The 22,252-nt window shown below is 61.6% G+C and carries 18 protein-coding genes and 1 pseudogene; 8 read left to right on the top strand and 11 right to left on the bottom strand.

Annotated features, from left to right (window positions below; all coding sequences use genetic code 11):
• Positions 1 to 10: 10 nt before the first annotated feature.
• Entirely contained in the window at positions 11 to 499 is a 489-nt protein-coding gene (locus tag KJS47_RS13160) for an NUDIX domain-containing protein (protein ID WP_213525501.1), read from the bottom strand.
• A 431-nt stretch (positions 500 to 930) separates the two neighbouring features.
• On the bottom strand, positions 931 to 2,166 hold the full coding sequence (locus tag KJS47_RS13155) for an aminopeptidase (RefSeq protein WP_213525500.1): 1,236 nt from the start codon (positions 2,164 to 2,166) through the stop codon (positions 931 to 933).
• A gap of 271 nt (positions 2,167 to 2,437) precedes the next feature.
• Here KJS47_RS13155 and KJS47_RS13150 point away from each other — a divergent pair, with 271 nt between their 5' ends.
• Entirely contained in the window at positions 2,438 to 2,629 is a 192-nt protein-coding gene (locus KJS47_RS13150; RefSeq protein WP_213525499.1) for a hypothetical protein, read from the top strand.
• A gap of 180 nt (positions 2,630 to 2,809) precedes the next feature.
• Here KJS47_RS13150 and odhB read toward each other — a convergent pair whose 3' ends face one another.
• Positions 2,810 to 4,075 carry a 2-oxoglutarate dehydrogenase complex dihydrolipoyllysine-residue succinyltransferase gene (odhB, locus tag KJS47_RS13145; protein ID WP_213525498.1) on the bottom strand — a complete coding sequence of 422 codons (1,266 nt, stop codon included), beginning with the start codon at positions 4,073 to 4,075 and terminating at the stop codon, positions 2,810 to 2,812.
• Entirely contained in the window at positions 4,072 to 6,945 is a 2,874-nt protein-coding gene (locus tag KJS47_RS13140; RefSeq protein WP_213525497.1) for a 2-oxoglutarate dehydrogenase E1 component, read from the bottom strand. The genes odhB and KJS47_RS13140 overlap by 4 nt, the downstream gene beginning before the upstream one ends.
• Before the next feature lie 391 nt (positions 6,946 to 7,336).
• Between KJS47_RS13140 and KJS47_RS13135 the strand changes: the two genes are divergently transcribed.
• Positions 7,337 to 8,461, top strand: a complete 1,125-nt coding sequence (locus KJS47_RS13135; RefSeq protein WP_213525496.1) for an NADH-dependent flavin oxidoreductase — start codon at positions 7,337 to 7,339, stop codon at positions 8,459 to 8,461.
• 851 nt (positions 8,462 to 9,312) lie between these two features.
• On the opposite strand, the gene KJS47_RS13130 is transcribed toward KJS47_RS13135, so the two are convergent.
• The 4 genes from KJS47_RS13130 to KJS47_RS13115 all read right to left on the bottom strand — a co-directional run bounded on the left by KJS47_RS13130 (position 9,313) and on the right by KJS47_RS13115 (position 13,520).
• Positions 9,313 to 10,398 carry a sulfate permease gene (locus KJS47_RS13130; protein ID WP_283772075.1) on the bottom strand — a complete coding sequence of 362 codons (1,086 nt, stop codon included), beginning with the start codon at positions 10,396 to 10,398 and terminating at the stop codon, positions 9,313 to 9,315.
• A 355-nt stretch (positions 10,399 to 10,753) separates the two neighbouring features.
• Complete coding sequence (locus KJS47_RS13125; RefSeq protein WP_213525495.1) at positions 10,754 to 11,038, bottom strand: YqkE family protein; 285 nt, start codon at positions 11,036 to 11,038, stop codon at positions 10,754 to 10,756.
• A gap of 66 nt (positions 11,039 to 11,104) precedes the next feature.
• Entirely contained in the window at positions 11,105 to 12,010 is a 906-nt protein-coding gene (locus tag KJS47_RS13120; RefSeq protein WP_213525494.1) for an aldo/keto reductase, read from the bottom strand.
• Between the two features lie 133 nt (positions 12,011 to 12,143).
• Positions 12,144 to 13,520 carry a cytochrome P450 gene (locus KJS47_RS13115; protein ID WP_213525493.1) on the bottom strand — a complete coding sequence of 459 codons (1,377 nt, stop codon included), beginning with the start codon at positions 13,518 to 13,520 and terminating at the stop codon, positions 12,144 to 12,146.
• Between the two features lie 106 nt (positions 13,521 to 13,626).
• Here KJS47_RS13115 and KJS47_RS13110 point away from each other — a divergent pair, with 106 nt between their 5' ends.
• From KJS47_RS13110 to KJS47_RS13085, 6 genes and pseudogenes are all read left to right on the top strand, one after another.
• Entirely contained in the window at positions 13,627 to 14,778 is a 1,152-nt protein-coding gene (locus KJS47_RS13110) for a GerAB/ArcD/ProY family transporter (RefSeq protein ID WP_213525492.1), read from the top strand.
• A gap of 33 nt (positions 14,779 to 14,811) precedes the next feature.
• Entirely contained in the window at positions 14,812 to 16,329 is a 1,518-nt protein-coding gene (locus KJS47_RS13105) for a spore germination protein (protein ID WP_213525491.1), read from the top strand.
• Complete coding sequence (locus KJS47_RS13100) at positions 16,326 to 17,531, top strand: Ger(x)C family spore germination protein (RefSeq protein ID WP_213525490.1); 1,206 nt, start codon at positions 16,326 to 16,328, stop codon at positions 17,529 to 17,531. The genes KJS47_RS13105 and KJS47_RS13100 overlap by 4 nt, the downstream gene beginning before the upstream one ends.
• Positions 17,528 to 17,767 carry a hypothetical protein gene (locus KJS47_RS13095; RefSeq protein ID WP_213525489.1) on the top strand — a complete coding sequence of 80 codons (240 nt, stop codon included), beginning with the start codon at positions 17,528 to 17,530 and terminating at the stop codon, positions 17,765 to 17,767. The genes KJS47_RS13100 and KJS47_RS13095 overlap by 4 nt, the downstream gene beginning before the upstream one ends.
• Before the next feature lie 84 nt (positions 17,768 to 17,851).
• Positions 17,852 to 18,439, top strand: a pseudogene (locus KJS47_RS13090) (thymidine kinase); the annotation flags it as partial.
• Between the two features lie 185 nt (positions 18,440 to 18,624).
• Positions 18,625 to 19,071 carry a hypothetical protein gene (locus KJS47_RS13085; protein ID WP_213525487.1) on the top strand — a complete coding sequence of 149 codons (447 nt, stop codon included), beginning with the start codon at positions 18,625 to 18,627 and terminating at the stop codon, positions 19,069 to 19,071.
• A 158-nt stretch (positions 19,072 to 19,229) separates the two neighbouring features.
• Here the strand turns inward: KJS47_RS13085 and KJS47_RS13080 are convergent, their stop codons facing one another.
• The 3 genes from KJS47_RS13080 to KJS47_RS13070 form a co-directional block, all read right to left on the bottom strand.
• Positions 19,230 to 19,733, bottom strand: a complete 504-nt coding sequence (locus tag KJS47_RS13080; protein WP_213525486.1) for a hypothetical protein — start codon at positions 19,731 to 19,733, stop codon at positions 19,230 to 19,232.
• Between the two features lie 122 nt (positions 19,734 to 19,855).
• A complete protein-coding gene (locus KJS47_RS13075) occupies positions 19,856 to 20,782 on the bottom strand; it encodes a GNAT family N-acetyltransferase (RefSeq protein WP_213525485.1) in 927 nt (308 codons plus the stop codon).
• Positions 20,779 to 22,248: an amidase family protein gene (locus KJS47_RS13070; protein ID WP_213525484.1), complete on the bottom strand. Its 1,470-nt coding sequence runs from the start codon at positions 22,246 to 22,248 to the stop codon at positions 20,779 to 20,781. Before KJS47_RS13070 ends, KJS47_RS13075 begins: the two co-directional genes overlap by 4 nt.
• Positions 22,249 to 22,252 lie beyond the last annotated feature (4 nt).

Below are 22,252 nucleotides of genomic sequence, written 5' to 3'. Positions count from 1 at the left end.
CAGTATCTCATTATTTGACAATGACGTCACCCTCCAGCCGGAATCGATTCCGATCGGCCAGCGTCTCCCGATACAGGGCCGGCAGTTCAGGCAGACGATCCGGAGGGAAGAATGCCGCGTCCGTCGTTTCGTCCGTTTCGCGAAGCAGGGCGCCATCCCACTCCGTGACCAGGAAGACACAGGAAAAGAGCTTGTTCGCGTCCCCGTAACCATTGGTGTACTCGAATCGGGGTTCTGTATACAGAGCGAACAGCTGAGCTGTCAGCACGTTTAGCCCCGTTTCCTCCTTCACCTCCCGCTTCAGGCAGTCCATAATGGATTCATGCAGCTCCAGGCCGCCTGCCGGCATCACCCATTCGCCGTTGTCTCGGCGTTTCACAAGCAAAAGCTCGCCTTCCCGGTTCTCGATCACCGCGCGCACCGCCGGAGCGATCAGCATGCGGGATCCGACTTGCTGCCTGAGCTGGCCCAGATAGGAATCTTCCCAACGAATCGACAACTGGCTCCCTCTCCCGGGGCTCATTGTGTCCCTGTAGGTTATTTATTGACCCGTCTAATCTCTTCCATTATATAGGAAACTTGAAAAAACGGAACCCCCGCTCTGTCGACCCATTTTTCTAAAGCCTCATTTGCCCTTTTCCCTCTTGCGGACCTTGCCTCTGTTTGGAATAGACGGGGGGCAGCCACTGGTCCCTTGTCCGCATCCTCAATATCCGCGGCCCTTCGGGCAAGCCATCCGGTCCCCTGCTCGGCATGCGCAAAAAAAGCCAGCCGGAGGATTCCCCTCCGGTTGGCCTTGTCTTCTGCAAGTCTTATCGATTGTCTCCGCTTAGCCCCTGACAGCCTGCTGCTCTTCGCTGGGACAAGGGGAAGTCCCTTCCTCCCCGATCAGCAACACGGCAGGCGGTTCAGCTACCCGTAAGCGTGCTTCTATTCACGAACCCAGTTGCCGCTGCGGACGAGCGGGACACGCTCTCCGTCCTGCGTCACCCCATCAATGTTCATGTCGCCCGAGCCAATCATGAAATCGACATGTATGAGGCTTTGGTTGATCCCTTTGGCGTCCATCTCTTCGTCGGTCAGGTTGCCGCCCCCCTCGATGTTGACCTGGTAAGCCTGACCGAGCGCCAGATGGCTCGAGGCGTTTTCGTCGAACAGGGTGTTGTAGAATACGAGATTGGATGCCGAGATCGGCGACGCATGAGGCACGATCGCCACCTCTCCGAGACGGCGCGCTCCCTCGTCCGTGTTCAGCATCCGCTCCAGCGCTTCCTCGCCCTGCTCGGCGGTGAACGAGACCACGCGGCCGTTCTCGAACGTGAGGCTGAAGCCGTCGATCAGCTGCCCGGAGTAGACGAGCGGCTTGGTGCTGCGGACGGTGCCGTTCACCCCGTTTTTGTGGGGCACGGTGAACACCTCTTCGGTCGGCAGGTTCGGATTGAACATGACGCCGCGGCCGTTCCGCTTGGCGCCGCCCAGCCAGATATGGCCGTCGGGCAGATCGATCGTCAGATCCGTTCCCGGCGCCGTGTAGATGAGCTGCTTGAAGCGGCGCTCGTTCAGCAGCCCGTTTGAATCACGGAGCTCTGCATTATGCTTTTGCCACGCTTCGATCGGGTTGCCCGTGTCGATCCGAAGCGCCTTGAAGATGAAGTTCCACAGTTCCTGCATCCCTTCCTCAACCGGAAGCTCGGGGAATACCTTCTGGGCCCATGCTTCCGAAGGCACCGAGATGACCGACCAGGCAACCTGGTGCGTCATTTGGTAATGGCGGTACGTCTTGAGCGCGGTCATCGCCGTCTTGTTGGCGTCAGAGATCCGCTTCGGATCGACGTCCTTCAGCAGATCCGGATTCGGCGCGTAGATCGTCAGGAACGCCGCCCCTTCCTCCGCCAGCTTCTCAAGCCCCTGTGCCCGCCAGCCCGGGAATTCGAGGAACGCTTCGTCCGGGGCGTGCAGATACTTGATCCGCCCCAATTCCTCGTCGTTCCATTCCACCATGACGTGCTTCGCTCCGGTCTCATAGGCTGCGCGCGCCAGCTTACGGACGAATTCTGCCGCATAGAGCGGCGCGTTGATCACGATCGTCTGTCCTTTCTGGACATTCAAGCCAACCTGAACGGCCAGCTCCGCATACAGATTCAATTGCTCTTCAAATGTTGCCAAGCCAATCCCTCCCTAACGTCATATTCCTCTCAAATCTCCGGTTGCTCCATTGTACCACGAAGGGAACTGCCACCAAAAGGAAGTCGAACTCCCTCCCCGTCTCCGCCCGAAGGACACGCCGGCAAAAGAAGAGCAAGCCCTCCCTTTGAGTTCAGCGCCGGCTTCGCATACAATAGAAGTATCAAGTTAAGACGCCGTCTTTCCGGCCGTGCGGCCCGGACCGCCGGTCCGCTGCTCCGCAGCCGGAAGAGCCAGGCGGCAAGGAGCTCCTATGAAGGTCTTATTGGATTACTTGTTCGTCAATGTTTACCTCGTCTATATTTGGCTTTATCTTTGGGCCAACGACGGTCAAATCTCGCTGGCCGAGGCCTGCCTGCTGCTGGTCGTCTTCTTCCTCGGCATGTTCCGGGCCTCCGGCAAATCCCGGAAGCTCCGCTTCCGGCAGCGCCGCCTCGACGAATGACTGCGCCCCAGGCGCAGCCGAACGCTCTCCCTGCGGGGAGAGCGTTTTTTTCATGTCTCTTGCCTGCCTGCCGGGCCAGGGCCGAAAAAAACCCCTTCGCCCCGGCGGGGGGGCGAAGGGGGAGAAGCCGTACCGCTTTGGCGGCACCCGCTTGTCCGCCTGTCCGGCGAGCAAAAGGGATTAGCCTTCGAGCAGCAGGGATTCCGGATCTTCGAGCAGTTCCTTCACCTTGACGAGGAACCGGACGGCTTCGCTGCCGTCGACGATCCGGTGGTCATAGGAGAGGGCGATGTACATCATCGGACGGTTCTCCATCCGCTCGGCGTCGATGGCAACCGGACGCATCTGGATGGAGTGCATCCCGAGAATGCCCACTTGCGGAGCATTCAGGATCGGCGTCGACAGAAGCGAGCCGAATACGCCGCCGTTCGTGATGGTGAACGTACCGCCGCTCAGATCGCTCAGCGCGAGCGAGTTGGAGCGGGCTTTGCTTGCCAGATTGGCGATCTCGCGCTCAATCTCGGCGAAGCTGAGGCGGTCCGCATCGCGGACAACCGGAACGACCAGACCTTCCTTGGCCGATACGGCGATGCCGATGTCATAGAACTTCTTAGCAAGGATGTCCTCACCCTGGATTTCCGCGTTCAGCAGCGGGAATGCCTTGAGGGCGCCAACGACTGCTTTGGTGAAGAAGGACATGAAGCCAAGGTTGACTTCGTGCTTCTCCTTGAACTTGTCCTTGCGGCGCTTGCGGACGTCCATGATCGCCGTCATGTCGACTTCGTTGAAGGTGGTCAGCATCGCAGCGGTATGCTGAACTTCAACGAGACGCTTGGCGATGGTCGCCCGGCGGCGGGACATGCGGAACCGATCAACCGGCTTGGCCGGGTTGTCGGCAGGCGCAGGAGCCGCCTGCGGCTTGGCGGCCGCCGGCTGGCTGGCGGCCGGAGCGGCGCCAGGGGCGTAGTTCTGCACGTCGCTGTGCGAGATGCGGCCGTTCGGATCGATCGTCTGTACCTGGCGCAGGTCGATGCCGCGCTCGCGGGCAAGCTTGCGGGCCGACGGCGATGCGTTCAGATCGTCCGGGGCAGCCGGAGCGACAGGCGCGTTCGACGGAGCAGCCGTGTTTGCTGCGGCCGGAGCGGCAGGAGCCGCCGGAGCGACCTCCTGCTGGGGTGCCGGCTGGGCGGTACCGCCCGCAGCTGCGCCGGCTCCTTCCCCGATCATGCCGATGACTTCGCCGACCTGGACGACATCGCCTTCCTGCTTGCGAATCTCCGTGAGGACGCCGTCCTGCTCCGCGCTGATTTCGAGGTTAACCTTGTCGGTCTCGAGTTCGAGCAGCACGTCCCCTTGCTTGACGGCTTCTCCCTGCTGCTTGAGCCATTTGGCAATCGCCCCTTCGGTAATCGATTCGCCTATTTCCGGTACCTTGATTTCACTCACGACCGCTTCCCCCTTGTTTTCGTAGTTTCGTAAGATGGCTGTTCCAATGCTTCGGTAACGATCTGCTGCTGTTCCAGCTTATGAACGCTCGAGAAGCCGCTGGCCGGACTCGACCGGTCAGGACGTCCAACATAACGGACGGTCGCCTTGGAAGGTGCGATGTCCCGGATCTTCGATTCCATAAAATTCCATGCGCCCATGTTGCGCGGCTCTTCCTGTACCCATACGATCTCGCGGAGGTTTGGCAGCTTGCCGATGACGGCGGCCAGCTCCTCCTTCGGGAACGGGTACAGCTGCTCGACCCGAGCGATGTGGAGCCAGGAACGGTCTTCTCCGTCCGCATCCAGCGCTTCCTCGAGATCGACGGCTACCTTGCCGGTACAGAGAATGAGGCGTTCCACACGGTCCGGCGCTCCGCCGAGCCCTTCCTGTTCGAGCACCGGACGGAAGCCGCCGCTTGTGAACTCGGATGCCGGAGCCGCGACGCGCTGATTCCGGAGCAGGCTCTTCGGCGACATGAGGACGAGCGGACGCGCTGCTTCCGTCTCGGAGAGAGCTGCCTGCCGGCGCAGCAGGTGGAAGAACTGCGACGACTTCGTCAGATAGCCGACGGTCCAGTTTTCGTCTCCTGCCAGCTGGAGGAACCGCTCCAGGCGGGCGCTCGAGTGCTCCGGCCCTTGGCCTTCATAGCCGTGCGGCAGCAGGAGAACGAGGCTCGAGAGCTCTTTCCACTTGCCGCGGCCGGCGGCGATGAATTGGTCGATCAGCACCTGCCCGGCGTTGGCGAAGTCCCCGAACTGGGCTTCCCACAGCACGAGCGTCTCCGGTGCGTAGACGTTATAGCCGTACTCGAAGCCGAGGACGGACGCCTCGGAGAGCGGGCTGTTGTAAACCGCGAACGAAGCCTTCGCCTGCGGCAGCTCGTGCAGCGGCGAGAAGGTATCGCCCGTTTTGGAATCGTGAAGCACGATATGCCGGTGCGAGAATGTGCCGCGCTCGGAGTCCTGCCCGGTCAACCGGATCGGCTTGCCTTCGGCGACCAGCGTCGCGAATGCGAGCGTCTCGGCGAGCGCCCAGTCGATCTTTTCTCCTTGCTCGAACGCCTTGCCCCGTCTTTCCAGGATGCGCTTCAGCTTCGGATAGACGTTGAAGCCTTCCGGCCATTGCAGCAGGGCGGTGTTGATGTCAACGAGTTCCTCAAGCGCTACAGCCGTATCGAGCTCGGCCGGGACCTGCTTAAGATCGCTAGCCTCACCCTCGACTTTGAAGGTACCCGCCTTCACTTCCTCGTACGCCGCTTGCAGCTCCGCAGAGGCCGCGCTCCTCAGCTCGTCGACGAGACCGCTATCGATGGCGCCTTCCTTGACGAGCCGTTCCGCATAGACGGATGCGGCAGTCGGGTGGCTGTGCACCTTGGCGTAGGTGATCGGCTGGGTCATCTCCGGATCGTCGGACTCGTTGTGGCCGAACCGGCGGTAGCCCACCAGATCGATCAGGAAGTCCTTGTTGAATTTCGCTTTATATTCACATGCCATCCGGATGGCCTCGAGGCATGCTTCCGGATCGTCGGCGTTGACGTGGACGATCGGGATCTCATAGCCTTTGGCCAAGTCGCTCGCGTAACGGGTCGAGCGGGAATCCTCGCTCTCCGTTGTGAAGCCGATCCGGTTGTTGACGATAATGTGAATCGTGCCGCCCACCTGGAAGCCTTTGAGCCGGCTCAGGTTCAGCGATTCGGCTACGATGCCTTCGCCGGCGAAGGCCGCATCGCCGTGCATCAGCACGCTGTATGCCTTGCGGATATCCTGCTCGGGATAGCCGGCGGCGGTGCGCACTTCCTGCGCCGCGCGGGCGAAGCCCTGCACGACCGGGTTGACGAACTCCAGGTGGCTCGGGTTGTTCGCGAGCGTCAGGCGGATGGTTTTCTCATCCTCCTGCACGGCGCGCTCCGCGCCCATGTGGTACTTGACGTCGCCGGTCCAACCGGCGTTAATGCCGATGGAGCCTTCCGACGGCACGAGGTCTTTGTTCGGCGAATGATGGAATTCCGCGAAGATCTGGCCATACGGCTTGCGCATCACATGCGCCAGCACGTTCAGGCGGCCGCGGTGAGCCATGCCCATCATGACATGCTCGGCACCGGCATTCGCGGCGTGATGGATGATTCCATCGAGCATCGGAATCAGCGCATCGGTCCCCTCGACGGAGAACCGCTTCTGTCCGACGAAGGTCTTATGCAGGAACGCTTCGAACTGCTCGACGTGCACGAGACGGTCCAGCAGCTTCTTGCGGCGGTCCGCAGACAGAACGGCGCCGGCCGGCTGATCCGTCTCGACGAACTTGTGCAGCCAGTCGCGCTCGGCTTCGTTATGCACATGGCTGAATTCGAAAGCGGCTTGCTTCGTATACTGCTGGCGAAGCTTGCGGATCGCTTCCCAGCCGTTCGAGATGCTGGCGGGAGCATGCTCCCATATCAAGGAAGCCGGCATAGCCGACAAATCTGCTTGGGTAAGGCCGTAGGTTTCCGGCTCAAGAAGACGCGTATCGGCCGGTGCCTGCAATTCGAGCGGATCGAGGTCCGCGTCGAGGTGGCCGTAGGTCCGGATGTTCCAAACCAGTTTCTCGGCGGCTACGACTTTTTTGAGGAAGGCGGGATCGATTCCGCCAGCCGGTGCGCCGGCAGGCTGACCGGCTTCTCCGATCGACGACAGGGCCGGCGGTGCGCCCCACGTATCGAACAGCTCGCGGAAAGACGGCTCCACGGAGTTCGGATCGGTTTCATATTTTTCGTACTGCTCATACAAATAGCCCAAGTTCGGACCGGAATAGGATTGCCAAATCGTTTGCTTGTCCGGTTGTCCGGTGGTCATTGAGGGTCTACCTCCCCTTGCTTGCCTGGTATTTTCTGATAACGTGCCCATAAACCGTCAAAGAAAAAGGATGCCCTGATTTACCTGCTCATAGTCATCCTCAGATAGAAAGCCTTTACCTATACTTTAAACAAAATAAACAATATGAAAAATATATCTTTGACATCATTCCAATCTCAAAAAGAGATTGATTTTTGAACCCCCTGAATCATCTGCTTCCCTGGAGGAGCGGACAAGCCCGGAATCTGCCAGAAATGGGCATCCGTCCTCCTGCCGCCCGGCAGAAAAAGCCGAGCGGTTTGCATAGAGGCTGAGCAGGCGTAAAAACTGTGCGTAGGCTGCGGCCCTTAGGCAGGCCGCTTGCTAGTCCAACAAACGGAGGAATGTCAGCATGAATCCAATCTACCGGCCGTTGTTCGAGCCGCTCCGGCTCCGGAGCGGCGTGCAGCTGAAAAACCGTCTGGTTATGGCACCGATGACGCACTACTCCTCCAACCCGGACGGCTCCGTCTCGGACGAGGAGCTCGCGTATTACGGCAGACGGGCAGCAGGCGTGGGTACCGTCGTGACAGCCTGCGTCTACGTGACCCCCGCGGGCAAAGGCTTCCCGGGCGAATTCGGCATCGATACCGACGAGCTGCTGCCCGGCTTGAAGCGTCTTGCCGCCACGATCCGCGAGAGCGGCGCGGCAGCCGTGCTCCAGCTCTATCATGGCGGGGCGGAATGTCCACCCGAGCTCGTGCCAGGCGGCGAGGTTGTAGCACCGAGCGCCGTTGCGGCCAGAGAGGGTACTCCGGTGCCCAGACCGCTGACCGAAGAGGAGATCGGCGCCACCATCCGCGCGTTCGGCGAGGCGACGCGGCGCGCGATCGAAGCAGGATTTGACGGCGTCGAGCTGCACGGAGCCAACGGCTACCTGCTGCAGCAGTTCTTCTCTCCGCATGCGAATCGGAGAGAAGATGGGTGGGGCGGTACGCGTGAGAAGCGCATGGCTTTTCCGCTCGCCGTCGTACAGGAGGTGCGCGAGACGATAGCCCGCCATGCGGAGCTGCCTTTCCTGCTCGGCTACCGGTTTTCCCCGGAGGAACCCCATCCGACCGGCTACGACATGGACGACACGCTTGCGTTCGTCGACCGGCTCGCGGGTCTTGAACTTGATTACCTGCACGTCTCTCTTATGGACTTCTGGTCCCTTCCCCGCGCCGGCGTGCCGGATCTGTCCGTCCCGCGCATCCGGCTGCTGCTGGATACGATTGCGGGCCGCGTTCCGCTCATCGGCGTCGGGTCGATCCGGACGGCGGACGATGCGCTGCGCGCGCTTGAGGCAGGTGCTCCCCTCGTCGCCCTGGGGCGCGAGCTCGTTCTGGAGCCGGATTGGGCCCGCAAGATCGAAGAAGGACGCGACCAGGAAATCCGAACGACGCTATCGCGGAGCGCCCAGCGCGAGCTGGTCATCCCCGATCCGCTCTGGAACGCGATTCTGTCCACTCCCGGCTGGTTTCCCGTCGAGGAATAGCCCGGCAGGTTCCGAGCTGTACGGATCGGCCCCGATAGGCCGACCCATTCGGACGTAAGAGACTGCCGTTCCACTACGCTAAGAGAAGCAAGGAGCCGACGGCCGTTATGGCCGGTCTCCTTGCTTCTTGTTCTGTTCTTTCGGGAACGAGGGGGAACGGCGGGGTTCCATTCGCGATCTCCGCTTCAAGCCTACAAGCTTATGCTGCCTGTCCCTTCTCTCCTCCATCCAAGTACGGCCCGGATGCTCCATCTTCGTCCTCCTGCTGCCCTCTTCCGCCAGCACTTCTTGGAAGAAGGATGACGATGGATGCCGCGCCCGGGACAAGGAACAATAAAGCGCTTTCTAGCCTTACTCCGAACGGACCTCGCTTCCTGCCTCAACCGCACAGCCGCCGGACACATTACCCTTCTCCGGCCAATTCGTCATCCGCGAGAAGGAGCTGCCTCCGTTCCTAATCTAGTGCCTATACGCTCAGGAGCTTGCCCGAGCCCTCTCGCGGACCTTGCCTCTGCTTGGAAGAGACGGGAGGGGCAGCCACTGGAAAATCCGTTGTCCGCATCCCGGATTTCACCTGCCCGCGTTGCCGGCTCTGCGCGGCGGCAGAACGCTCTCCGCCGTGCCGGCTGCGCCGGCTCCTCCCTTTCCCTGCCTAGGCAACTGCCCCCATTCTAGTATTCATAACATGTTCTGTCAACTTGATTCGGCAAAAGTCGACGGCCCTCCTGTCAAACCGTCTCGAATCCCGCTAAACGGACGATTCCGCCGCTTATTCTCCACCTGCCCGGCGTCCTGTAATGGCCTTGTTCGGGCACGGAAGTGCGGCGAAAAAAGCCGTCTTGGGAGGACGGTCAAATCCCGCTTCCGTCCTCGTTCACATTCCGCTTCTCATACTGGCTGGCGTCGTAGAGGCTTTTCAGCCCGACCGACGAGACGAGAATCGCCGCCAGCACGATGAGAACGAACGGATCGGGAAGGAGGAACAGTTTGACAAGCGTATAGGAGACGACGAGGGAGACGACGGGAGAGACGATCCACACCTTTAGAATTTTGCCGATGATGTCCTTTTGCCACAGCTTCCTGCCCTGCTCGGCGGTGCCGATCCCCAGGATGGCGGTCGTGGTGATCTGCGTCAAAGGCACCGGGATGCCCATGAGCGACGCCACGACGACCAGCGCCCCGCCCGTTCCCGAAATCAGGATGCCTTGAGGGAGTGAGAGCCTCGTAATCTTTTTGCCGTTGGTCTCGAGCACGCGCCCCCCGAGCAGCACGGCCCCCAGCGCGACGAACAAGCCGCCCCACAGAATGCCGCTGCCAGTGCTCATCAGCCCGGCTCCCACGAGCGGACCGACGGCGTTGGCGACATTGTTCATTCCCGCCGAGAACGCCTCGAAGCAGCCGGCCGCGACGACGAGCAGCGAGAGAATCTTCGTTCGGGTGCCGCCCGACGAACCATCCGCAGCGGACCGCCGCCCGAACCGCCGAATGAGCAGGCCGCCTCCCCATGCGAGCGCGAAGGCGAGGAACGGAATGACGACCCAGAAGGAAACGATGAGCAGAATGGTAGCCCCTTGCAGCTGCTGATAGGCGACGCCGATGCCGATGACGGACCCGACCGTCACCTCGCTCGTGGACAATGGGATGCCCATCAGATTGGCGCCGAACAGCGTCAGGGAGGCTGCCAGCAGAATGATGATGACCGTCTCCACGGTCAACAGCTGCTGCGGCACGATGCCCGAGCCGAGCGTCTTGACGACCTCCCCGCCACCCAGATAAGCGCCAAGGAAGACGGCGGCCGCCACGCACAGCAGCGCGAGCCGCTTGCGCCGGATCGAGCCGGTTCCGTAGGCGACGCCCATCGAGGCGGCCGCTCCGCTCGCACCAATATTCATGGCAAAAAAGAAAGCGATCGCCACGGCGATCCAAGTGATAGACATCGCGATTGTCACCGTCCGTTTCGATTGAGTGGGCGCCTCCGCGCGGGTGGCGGCCCGGCTGCGCCCACGGCAAACAGCCCACTACCAGAGTAAGCGGCAGCGGGCCGTTTGGTTCAAACGGACGGATGAATTTTTTGCGAAAAGTCTACGGATCACGGGCAGCAAATAGCCCGGCTTCGGCTGGAAAGGACCCGAGATAGCCGCTTGATGCCGACCTCGCTCCGGGCCGTGAGCGGCATCGTCCCTCCCGAAGGTTGGCGTCGAATGCATCCCCTAAGCGATCCATTCCGGACGCTTTAAAATTGCATAGGAACCAAGCCGCGCTCTTGGCTTATGAGCCGGCGGTACTTGCCGGTTACCGCTTGTACTTCTTCCAGTCCGGATCGCTCGTCTCCAGCAGATGGGCAAAATCGTTCTCAAGCCGCTTTTGCTCCGCCTTGCGCGCCTCCTCGGCCCGCTGTCTCTCCTCTTCGCGGCGCTGCCGGTCCTCGGCCTTCAGCTCGTCGGCCTGGGCTTTCAGCCTCTGCAGCGTATCCGCGCTGAGCAGCTCCTTGAGGCTGGCGCCGGAATCGGTCTCCGGCTTGCCCGCCGCGATCTGTCTTGCCGCCGGCCGGGCTGCCGGACGCTTGTTCTTGGCCATCGCTCCCTCACCTCCATAATTGTCCTCCATTATAGCACCGGCCGAACAAGGGAGGGAGGGAATTTGTCAGCGGTGGGCCGTGTAGCGGTTCGCCCGGCTGAGCCTTCGGATCGCTTCCAGCTCCTGGTCCGTCAGAGGTTCGGCATCGGCCGCCGCTGCATTCTGCCCCAGCTGGCCGCGGCTGCTCGCTCCCGGGATGACCGCCGCTACGGCCGGATGGGCGAGCGGGTACCTTAACGCTGCGTGTGCGAGGCCCCTGCTTCCGGCGGCCTCCGCGAGACGCTCGCGCAGGAGAGGCAGCTCGTCCGCCGTGTAATCCAGGTAGCCCTCGGCCGCCTTGTCCGCCCCGCGCTCGGTGAGGATGCCTTTGGCAACCGGTCCTCGGGCAATCAGGCTGATGCCCCGCTCCTCCAGAAGCGGCAGCACCTCCTCCTCGGGCCTCCGGTCCAGGATGCTGTACTGGCTCATGACGCTTGCGATTTCCGAACGGGCTGCATACTCCCGGATCACATTGGGGCGGATGGAGGAGATGCCGTAGGCACGGATCACGCCCTCCCGCTTCAGCTGCTCGAACGCCTCGATCGTTTCGTCGATTGGATCGTCCAGCGTCCCGCCATGCAGCTGATACAGATCGATGTAATCCGTCTGCAGTCGCCTCAGGCTCTCCTTGACTGCAGACAGAATATACGCCTTGGACGGGTCCCACATCCAGCCCTCCCGGCCGGGGATGCGCCGGTTGCCAACCTTGGTCGCCAGGATGACGTCCGAACGGCGGCCTTTCAGCGCCTTTCCGATCAGCTCTTCGTTAAGTCCCTCGTCGTACAGGTCCGCCGTATCGAAATAGGTGATGCCCCGGTCCAACGCTTCGTGGACCAAGGAGACCGCGGCGGCCTCATCCGTCCCGAGCGACATGCAGCCGAGTCCGATCTCGCTGACCTGCAGCCCGGAACGGCCCAATCGGTTTTGTTTCATTGTTACCGCCTCCTCTGATTCGTCTATAGATCATGCTTGTCCGCTTGCCTAGCGGCCCGCCTATGGATCGCCGTTTCCCCGTCCGGGATAACCGGCGCCTCCCCGTCGGCCCGGCGCTCCTGCTCCCCCGGCGTTACGGAAGCCCGCTCTCCCTTTCCCTTCGGACCGGAACCATCGTCAGGCTGCCCTTGACCCGGAGCGAGACGAGCGGTTCAGGGACGGCCGGCGTCTCATCCGTCCGGAGGAACCGGAAGCGGCTCCCGAGCTCCGCCAGGATCAGCACCGCCTCCAGTATCGCGAACTGGGAGCCGATACAGCCGCGGGAGCCCCCGCCGAACGGGAAGTAGGCGAACTTGGGCCAGCCCGCCTGCTCGCCTGCGAACCGCTCCGGGCGGAACGAGAGCGCGTCGCCGAAGACACGCTCGTTTCGATGCAGCGCATACGGGCTGATCAGAAAGCTGCTGTCCGCCGGGAACCGCTCGCCCAGCAGCTCGACCTCCCGCTTCGCCTCCCGCAAAATAATCCAGGCAGGCGGATACAGCCGCAGCGTCTCCTGCACCACCTGCTGGGTATACGGCAGGCGCCGGTACCGGTCATACGGCGATTCGGCATCGTCCTGTCCCTCTACCGTCCGGCTCTCGTCTATTCGGTCGAGCTCGGCATGGAACGCGGCCTCCGCCTCCGGCACCCGGGCTAGCGATTCCCACACCCAGACGAGCGCGTTGGCGGTCGTCTCGTGACCGGCGAGCAGCATCGTCATCAGCTGGTCGCGGATCTCGGCATCCGGCAGCGGACGGCCGTCTTCCCTTCTTGCATCCAGCAGCAGGCCGAGCAGCGTATCCGCGTACCGTCCTGGATGGGCCCTGGCGTCCCGAATGACGCCGTAGACCATCTCCTCGAGCGTGCGGATGGCACCCCGGTGCTGCCGGTTGCCGCGGGTCGGCACGCCGAAGGGCAGCACGATCGGCGAGAAGAGCGTGCGGGCGGACTGCCGGATCGTCACATCCACCGCATCGGCGAGCTCCGCCTTCCGGTCCTCCACATCCGTGGCGAACATGCTCCGGGCGATAATGCCGAGCGTGAGCTTCATCATCAGCTCGTGCATGGCGACCGGCTCCCCTTCCCGGAGAGAAGCGGCCGTCTTCCGGGCTTCCTCCGCCACGATGTCGCAGTAGGCGCGGATCCGCTCTTTATAGAAAGCCGGCGTCATCGTTTTCTTTTGCTGCTGATGGACCGGGTTCTCGGTCGTGAGCAGCCCGTCGCCGACCGTTCGCCGCAGCACCGCCGAGCTGCGGCCTTTGCGGAACCACCCGTCCTTGGCAACGAGGATCTCCTGGACAAAATCCGGCGCGTTCACGATAAACGTCGGACGAAACGCGCTTGTCCGAAGCGACACGATATCGCCTTCAGGCAGTACGTCGACCAAAAATTGCAGCGGATCCCTCTGAAACGCGATAAAGTTCCGCAGCCGGGGCGAATGGATGCCTTGAATCCGTGTGTGGCTTGTCATCGCATTATTCCTCCTTTGGCAGCGCCGCGGCGGCTGGATGAGGAGCCTTGTTTTGGCAAACACTATCCCCATTCTGCCGCCCGACCGGCATGCTCCGAGGTGTCTTATGAGTCGAACCGTCTGCTTGTCCGCCCGCCAGATCGGGGTTATCGTGCTGCTCTATTCGATCGGCACGACGATACTTATCATTCCGTCGGGGCTCGCCTCCGACGTGAAGCAGGATGCGTGGCTCGCCGCCCTCGCCGGCGTCGTCCTCAATCTCGCCTTCGTCTGGTACTACCTCCGGCTGAGCAGACGATTCGGGGGAGCGACGCTGATCGGCTACTTCAGGAAATCGCTTGGCCGCTGGATCGGCGGCGTGTTCGCGCTTCTTTTCCTTCTGTTCTCGTTCCTTGGCGCCTCGCAAGTGATCTACTACATAGGAGACTTCTCCATCACGCATATTCTGCCGAATACCCCAATGCCCGCCATCCACATCCTGTTCGTTTCCATCATCGCGATGGGACTGTGGCTCGGTCTGGAGCCTCTCGCCCGCGCCGCCGAGCTGATGTTCCCTTTCGTTCTGCTCATGCTTTTCCTGCTGACGGTAGCGCTCCTGCCCCAGGTCCAGCTGGTCAACCTGCTGCCGGTGCTTGAGAGCCCCCCTCCCCGGTTCGTCAAGGCAAGCCTCACGCTTATCGCGACGGCCACGCTGCCGCTCGCGGTGCTGCTGATGGTGTTTCCGGTGCACATAACAGGCGACCCCAAAAAGGGAGAGAGGATGTTTCTGCTTGGCGCGCTGATCGGCAGCATCGTCTTCTTCCTTATCTCGTTTCTTTCCATTACCGTGCTCGGTGCCCGGGCCACGGCTGTGTATCTCTATCCCTCTTATATTCTGGCTCGCATGATCAACATAGGCGATTTCCTGAAACGGGTAGAGACGATTCTAGCGCTAATCTGGTACATCACGGTGTACGTCAAGGCTTCCTTTTACTTCTACGGCTTCGTCGCCGGCCTCACCGAGCTGCTGGGGTTGAAAAGCACCCGGACGCTCATCCTTCCCGGCTGCATCCTGCTCGTGCTCTACTCTCTCGTCGTCTATCCGGATCAGGCATATTCCCAGCTCTATGATACCACGGCTTATGTCCCCTTCGCCTTCTTCTCCGCCGTGGTTCTTCCGCTGTTCGCTTGGCTGGTCGATTGGATTCGGGAGAAGCTGCGCCGTTCCAGCCCACCCCCGCCGGCACCTGAATCCGCTCGCCGTTCCGGAGCATCCTGACGCAGCAATCCTCAACGAAAGGAGGCGGCCGCCATGCCGGCTCAACCAAATCCCGATTCTATTCATTCTCAGCTGGATGATTCGCTTTCCCATATGAAGCAGGCATTCGGGTTCAGTACCGATCTGATCTGTCGCGAGCTAATCCTAGGACGGAAGCCCGGCTGCCGAATGGCTCTCCTCTATATTGACGGCCTGGCGCAAGTATCCGACCTGCTGCAATCGCTCCTGTCGCTCCTGACCAACACGGGGTTTGCGGAAGGAGCGGCGAAGGAAGACGCACTGCAAACGGTCAAGAGGACGCTGATTCCTGAAGGGGACGTCCGCGAGCTCGAACGGTATGAGGAGACCACCGACGCATTGACGAACGGCAGTGCCGTTCTGCTGCTCGACGGCAGTGCCGCGGCGCTCTCCATCGGCGTCGCCCAGACGGAGAAAAGAGGCGTCGAGGAGCCGAGCACCCAGTCCGTCATCCGGGGACCGCGCGAAGGCTTCACGGAAACGCTGCGGGTCAACACAGCCCTCGTCAGGCGCAAGGTCCGCAATTCCCGGCTGCGGCTGGAAAGCGGAAGAGCCGGGCAGGTCACCCGAACCGATCTGGCGATCATGTACATCGAGGGGATCGCCGACCCCGCCGTCGTGCAGGAGGTGCGCGACCGGCTGAACGACATCCGTATCGACGGCATTCTAGAGAGCGGATATGTGGAAGAGATGATTCAGGACTCGACGCGCTCCCCGTTCCCCACCGTCTACAATACCGAACGGCCGGACTCGGTGGCAGCGGCGCTCCTCGAGGGCCGAGTCGCCATCTTCGTGGACGGAACGCCGTTTGTCCTATTGGTTCCTGCCCTGTTCATGCAGTTCTTCCAGGCGCCGGAGGACTACTACCAACGGGCCGACTTCGCCACGCTGCTGCGGCTGCTCCGGTTTCTGTCCTTCTTCATCGCTCTTCTGGCACCCTCGCTGTATATTGCTGTGACCACCTTCCATCAGGAGCTCATCCCTACCTCTCTCTTGATCAGTTTGGCCGGCCAGCGGGAGGGCGTGCCGTTCCCTGCTTTCGTGGAGGCTCTCCTCATGGAGATCACCTTCGAAATTCTGCGCGAGGCCGGCGTCCGCATGCCCAAGACGATCGGGCAGTCCGTTTCGATCGTCGGCACGCTGGTCATCGGAGAGGCCGCCGTCAATGCCGGCCTGGTCTCGCCGGCAATGGTCATCATCGTTTCGATTACCGCCATCTCCAACTTCGTCATGCCCGCCTTCAGCATGGGCATCTCGATCCGGATGATCCGCCTTGTGATGATGGGGCTCGCCGCTTCGTTCGGCCTGCTGGGCATTATCGTCGGCTTGCTCGCTCTGCTGCTTCACCTGTGCAGCCTGAGATCGTTCGGAACGTCGTACATGACTCCGTTTGCTCCCCTGCTGATGTCCAATATAAAGGATACGCTGCTGAGAATTCCGTGGTCCGGCATGCTCACCCGCCCTAAGCCCGCCGCCGGCAAAGGCAGGAACGGCGGGCAGCCGAACCGGAAGAAGGGGGGCTCCTCGTCATGACCATCCGATGCATGAAGCTGGCTATCCTCCTCCTGCTGGCCTCCCTGCTCAGCGGCTGCTGGAGCCGCCGGGAATTAAACGAGCTTGCCATCGCGGCCGCTCTCGGGTTTGACCAGGCCCCCCGTGGATACAACATATCCGCCCAGATTGTCAATCCCGGCGAGATCGCCAAAGCCTCCGGCTCGGGCCGCTCCCCCGTCATCACGTTCACGACGCCGGGAGACACCGTGCTGCAGGGGCTCCGCCGGATGACCAAGGAATCGCCGCGCCGCATCTACGGTTCCCATGTGCGGGTTCTCGTTCTGGGCGAGGAGCTTGCCCGCAAGGGACTCGGAGGCGTGCTGGATATTCTGGCGCGTGATGTGGAGATGAGAACCGATTTTTATATCGTGATCGCCAGGGGAGGCAAAGCCATGGATATTCTGGAGACCTTCACGACACTTGAGAAGATTCCGGCGAACAAGCTGTTCACGTCGCTCGAAATGTCGGACAAGAACTGGGCGGCAACCGGGAAAGTGACACTGGGCGAGCTGTTGGACGATATTACGAGTAAGGGCAAGAATCCCGTGCTGACCGGTATTGAGATCAAGGGAGACGAGGCTCTGGGCAAGCGCAAGGAAAACATGCAGAGGGCCAAAATCCCCGCAGAACTGATTTATTCGGATATGGCGGTGCTGAAGAGCGACAAGCTCGTCGGCTGGTTCAACGAGAGCGAGAGCAAAGGCTACAATTACCTCAAAGGCACCGTTCACAGCACGATTATCAATATCCCCTGGCCGGACGGCAGCCGGATCGGGGTCGAACTGCTGCGGACCAAGCGGAAGATCAAGGTCGAATGGAAGGACGGCAAGCCGGTCGCTCATGTCAAATTGACGGCAGAGGGAGAGGTGGGGGAGGTGCAAAGCACTGCGGATATCCGGAATCCGTTCGTGCTCCGGGAGATGCGGGAAAAGACGGAGGCGGACGTCCGCAATCGGATCCGAAGCGCGGTTCGCCGGGCACAGACGGAATTCCACAGCGATGTGTTCGGCTTCGGCGAAGCGCTGCACCGCTCCTCCCCGCGCAAGTGGAAGGAAGTGGAGGACCGGTGGCACGACGAGCTGTTTCCCAAGCTCGATCTGGAGGTGCAGGTCGAGGTCACCATCAAACGGATGGGCAATACCAACCAGTCCATCCTGCGGCAGATGGGGGGCCATTCATGATCGGTACGCTAATCAGCCTGGCGGCTGCCGGCCTCGCCGTCTGGAAGACGGTGCCCGAGCTGGTTCGCAGCCGAATGTGGCGAGACCTGCTGTGGTTTTCGGTTTTGCTGCTCGTTTCCGTCCTGCTGGCTGTCCTTCGGAGCACGGGCACGCCTCTGCCGAATCCGCTGGACTTGATATTGGCGGTGTTCCAACCTGTCAGTGACTGGCTGTTCGGGCCTCCTTTCGCCTCCTGACGCTTTTCCGGATGGAAGCTGTGGGACCATTCCCCTCTTTTTCGTGCTAGAATGGGGAGGCAGGTTCATGAGGAGGCACACAGAATGGCTCAACTGTATTACCGTTATTCCACGATGAATGCGGGCAAATCGATTGACGTGCTGAAAACGTACCACAACTATATGGAGCAGGGAAAAGCGGCTGTGCTGTTCACCTCCGCTCTGGAAAACCGGTTCGGAACCGGCGTGGTGGCCTCGCGAATCGGTCTCCAGGAGAAGGCGATTCTCTTCGACGGCGGCACCGACTTCCACGCTCTTGTCGCTTATATGCTGGACCAGGGGCTCCACATTAACTGCGTGCTCGTGGACGAGGCCCAGTTTCTGACCGCCGCTCAGGTGAGCCAGCTGACGGATATCGTGGACGAATGCGGCATTCCGGTGATCGCATACGGGCTTAAGACCGACAGCCGGTCGCAGCTGTTCGAGGGAAGCGCCGCCCTGCTCTGCGAAGCCGACAAGCTGGAGGAGCTGAAGACCGTCTGCTGGTTTTGCGACCGCAAGGCGACAAAAAACATGCGGGTCGACGACGGCAGGCCGGTATTCGACGGGCCGCAGATCGCTATCGGCGACAACGCGAACAAAGCGTCAACCGCCAGCGTAGCGTATTTCCCGGTCTGCCGCCGGTGCTATAAGGCGATGAAACGGTCCTCCGTGCTTCCTGACATTCCCGATCCGGATGTGCCCAAGCTGAAGCGGCAGCTGGACGAAGCCATTGGCCGGTTGTACACCTCTTATCAGGCGGAACGGGGCCAAGAGTCGCACGGGTAAGGCCCCCTCCCCCGGCCTTATTTTACAATGACGGAAGGAAGTCATATAGGATGCTAACTTTTGAAGAGAAGCAAGCCGTGCTCGATGGCTTTGAGGAGCTGGAGCGCAGGCCCGTCTCCCTCGGGCGTGTCAATTATCATTATGGCGAGAGCGCGTTCGACAAGAAAACGGTCGTCTATCATCTCCACCCGAACGGCAACGGCTACGTGTACGCCGGACGGCTGGACGGCTGGCAGACGGACGACCGGGGGTTGGTCAATATCCGCGACCTGTCCGCCGAAGAGCTGCGGGAGCTGGTGGCGGCCTCGATCCGCTCGCTGACCGCGCCAAGCGAGGAGACCTGGATCGGAGAAGGCGGCGAGACGCTAACCGTCAAGCCGGAGGACGACCTCTGGTATATCTATGCAGGCGAGCAGCTCGATCTCGCCTGCGAGACATATGAGGAAGTCAAGGAGTATATGGCGGAGGAAGGCTTCCGTCTCCAAGACAAGGAGTAGCCGCCTCTCCATCCCCCTACAAAATAACCGGCTTGCCCTTCCGTGCGGAAGAAGGCAAGCCGGTTATTTGTTTGTCTCCGTATGTAGATTAGACGAACCGGCGGACAGGTCCATTGCCTACCCGCCGGGGCAGTCAGCTTGCAGCCTCGGCATACCCGCTACACGCGCTGCTTCTTGCCTACCATCGCCCAGACGCCTACCAGGATCAGGCCGATCGCGATGAGCGGCTGTCCGACGGCGAACCGGTTGAATAGCGTGCCGATCGAGAAGGCGGCAAAGAAAACAAGGGCCAGGACGGTCAAAATGACGACCGGAATCAAGAGAGCCTTGTGCCGGTAGCCGAACCAGTACAATTCCAGCAGACCGACGGCGACGGCCAGCAGAAAGCCCGGCCACAGATAGGCCCAGCCGTCCGTCAGCATCGCCAGCTGGCAGACCAGTCCCGAGATGAACAGGATGCCGCCCGGCACGAGCAGCCCCGGCGCCTTGCGGTCCAGCATGGCGAAGTGCATCCAGTGGAAGAACATGCTGAGCGGGAGCACGAACAAGCTCGGCCAGAAATAAGCGAAGATCGTCCCGACGTCGACCGTCTCCCCGCGGTTCAAGAACAGTGCCGCTCCCAGAAGGATGAGCACGGCTCCCAGAATGGTTGTCATATTCATGGTTACCTCTCCTTTTTTTCCATCAACTGTCATTCAGCTTACCACGAATCGCCGTCCCGCAGCCTCCTCCGCTCGTCGAGAACGTACCTGGACCTTGGTCGGGGCAGCACGCGGCGGCGGGCTCAGACGTCACCGCCCCGCATCTGGTAGTCCACCTGCGCTTGAGGCGTCCCGGCGTGGAAGCCAAGGTTGTGGTAGAGCTGCTCCGCTCCGTTTCCGATCGTGACGAACAGCCGAAGCAGTTCATAGTCGCCACGCAGAACGGATAGCGCCCGGAGGAGCATCGCAGAGGCAAGTCCCTGGCCCCTATAGGCAGGAAGAACCGCTAGGTTAGAGACGAGCGGCAGGCCCTCCCATAGAGAGATCAGGCAGAATCCCGCCAGCTCGCCGCTCGCTCCGTCGTACGCGAGGCAGGAGGCTTGGCGTAGCACCTCCTGCGTATTGTGCTCGAAGTAAGCAGTGGTATCGGTCTCGTGCTGCTCCCTAGTATTCAGTCCGGGATACCCGAGGCCGTCTGGTCCGGCGTATGCCCGACAAGCGGCACTAGCAATATCCCCGACATGCTCGAGTGTTGGTATCGCCAAAGAAAACGGCTGGAGCGATTCCGTCCCGCCGAGCGAGCCCGTCGGCCGGATCATGACCCGGCGAGTCTCTCCGGTTACAAAACCCGCCCGATGAAACGCAGGGATTTGGTCCGGCAGAATGCCGTGAGCGGATATGGGCTCTAGCGGATTGGATAGCGTAACGAGCAATGCTCTCAATCTGCCAACCAGACGGCTCCAATCCGCGAACGGCGGCAGGAGGAAGAGATTCCAGATCGTATTCGGGCTGATGCTGACGCCGCCCACCCGTTTGCCGTCCAGACAGATCCAATAATACGGCGTATTCGGGTCGAAGACGGCAACCCGCCTCTCCCAGCTCTGCCGGAAAAAGATGTTCTCGCGGTATGTACACGAATAAATACCGAACTCATGTGAGTCCGCCTTAAAGAGCTTGAAGCCTCCTCCGAGGTCGAATTCGGCTTCGTGGTTCGCTGCGCCTCTCTTCATTCGGTCCGCTCCTTCGTGCCGAGGGTTCCCTCAGGAAATTCCGGCGCCCGGCGCATCGGGTACGCTTGCTCGAATGCATACGCGATCCGGATCAGCGCAGGCTCGCTGTAGGCCGTGCCGACGAACGAGACGCCGAACGGATGGCCGTCCTGCCGGAAGCCGGCGGGCACCATAATCGCCGGATAGCCCGCAGCCGCAGGGATGTTGGTCACGCCCGGGCACAAGAGTGCATCCAGCCGATGCTCCTGGAGCACCCGGTCGATGCCGTCTTCCCGCGACTCCTGCCAAGTCCTCATGCGGTCCAGCAGATAGGCCGGCTCCGTCAGGGTGCCCGACGTCTCGAGCTCGGCGCGCAGCAGCAGCGTCTGCCCGTATTTCAGCGTTTCCTTCGGATGTTCGTTGTGGAACCGAATCAGATCGGCCAGCGTGCGGACGGGCGCATCGGGACCGAGAGACGACAGATACCGGTTCAGGGCGGATTTGAATTCGTGCAGGAGCACGCTGGACTTGCCGATGTGCGGAAGGTTGACCGACTCGACGATCTCCGCGCCCGCCTCCCTCATCGCCTGAATCGCCCGGTCGAGGAGAGCCTTCTCTTCCTCTTTAAAATCCTCCTCGTAGCCCCGGTTGATCCCGATTCTCGCTCCCCGCAGCCCGTCCGCCTCGCAATAGGACGCATAATCACCGGGAAGCTGACCCGGGCCGGCGACCAGCGTAGCCTCGTCGGCCGGGTCCGGGCCGGCCATCGCGCCGAGGAGCAGCGCGGCGTCCCGCACCGTACGGGCCATCGGCCCCGCCGTATCCTGCGTATACGTGATCGGCACAATCCCCGACCGGCTAATGAGCCCAACCGTCGGCTTGATGCCGACGATGCTGGTATGATAGGCCGGGTGCAGGATAGAGCCCGACGTCTCGGTCCCGACCGAGACTGCGCACAAATTCGCGGCAACAGCCACGGCCGACCCGGCGCTGGAGCCGCCCGGCTGGAACCGGCCGGGCCCGTACGGATTGCGCACCTGCCCGCCGCGCGAGCTATAGCCGCTCGGCATCCCGGTCGTCATGTAATTGGCGAATTCCGTCATATTCGCCTTGCCGAGCAGCACCGCTCCCGCCTCGCGCAGCAGCTTGACCAGGTGCGCATCCGCCAGAGCGAACGAGTCCGCCAGCGCCAGCGAGCCGGCGCTCGTATGCATGTTATCGCCGGTATTGATGTTATCCTTGAGCAGAACCGGAATGCCATGAAGCGGCCCGCGGACACGGCCCTCCGCCCGTTCCCGGTCCAGCCTCTCCGCCTGGGAGACGGCATCCGGATTCCATTCGAGCACGGCCTGCAGCCGGACGCCGTCCCGGTCTATGCGAGCTATTCGATCCATGTAGTGCAGGACGAGCGCGCGGGAGGTGAGGCTTCCTTCCTCCATGGCCCGCTGCAGCTCCGAAACGGTTGCTTCTGTGATCTGTCTATTCACTTGG

This window comes from Paenibacillus sp. J31TS4 (assembly GCF_018403265.1).
Taxonomy (GTDB): domain Bacteria; phylum Bacillota; class Bacilli; order Paenibacillales; family NBRC-103111; genus J31TS4.
This window is presented reverse-complemented; position numbering and strand designations above follow the sequence as displayed.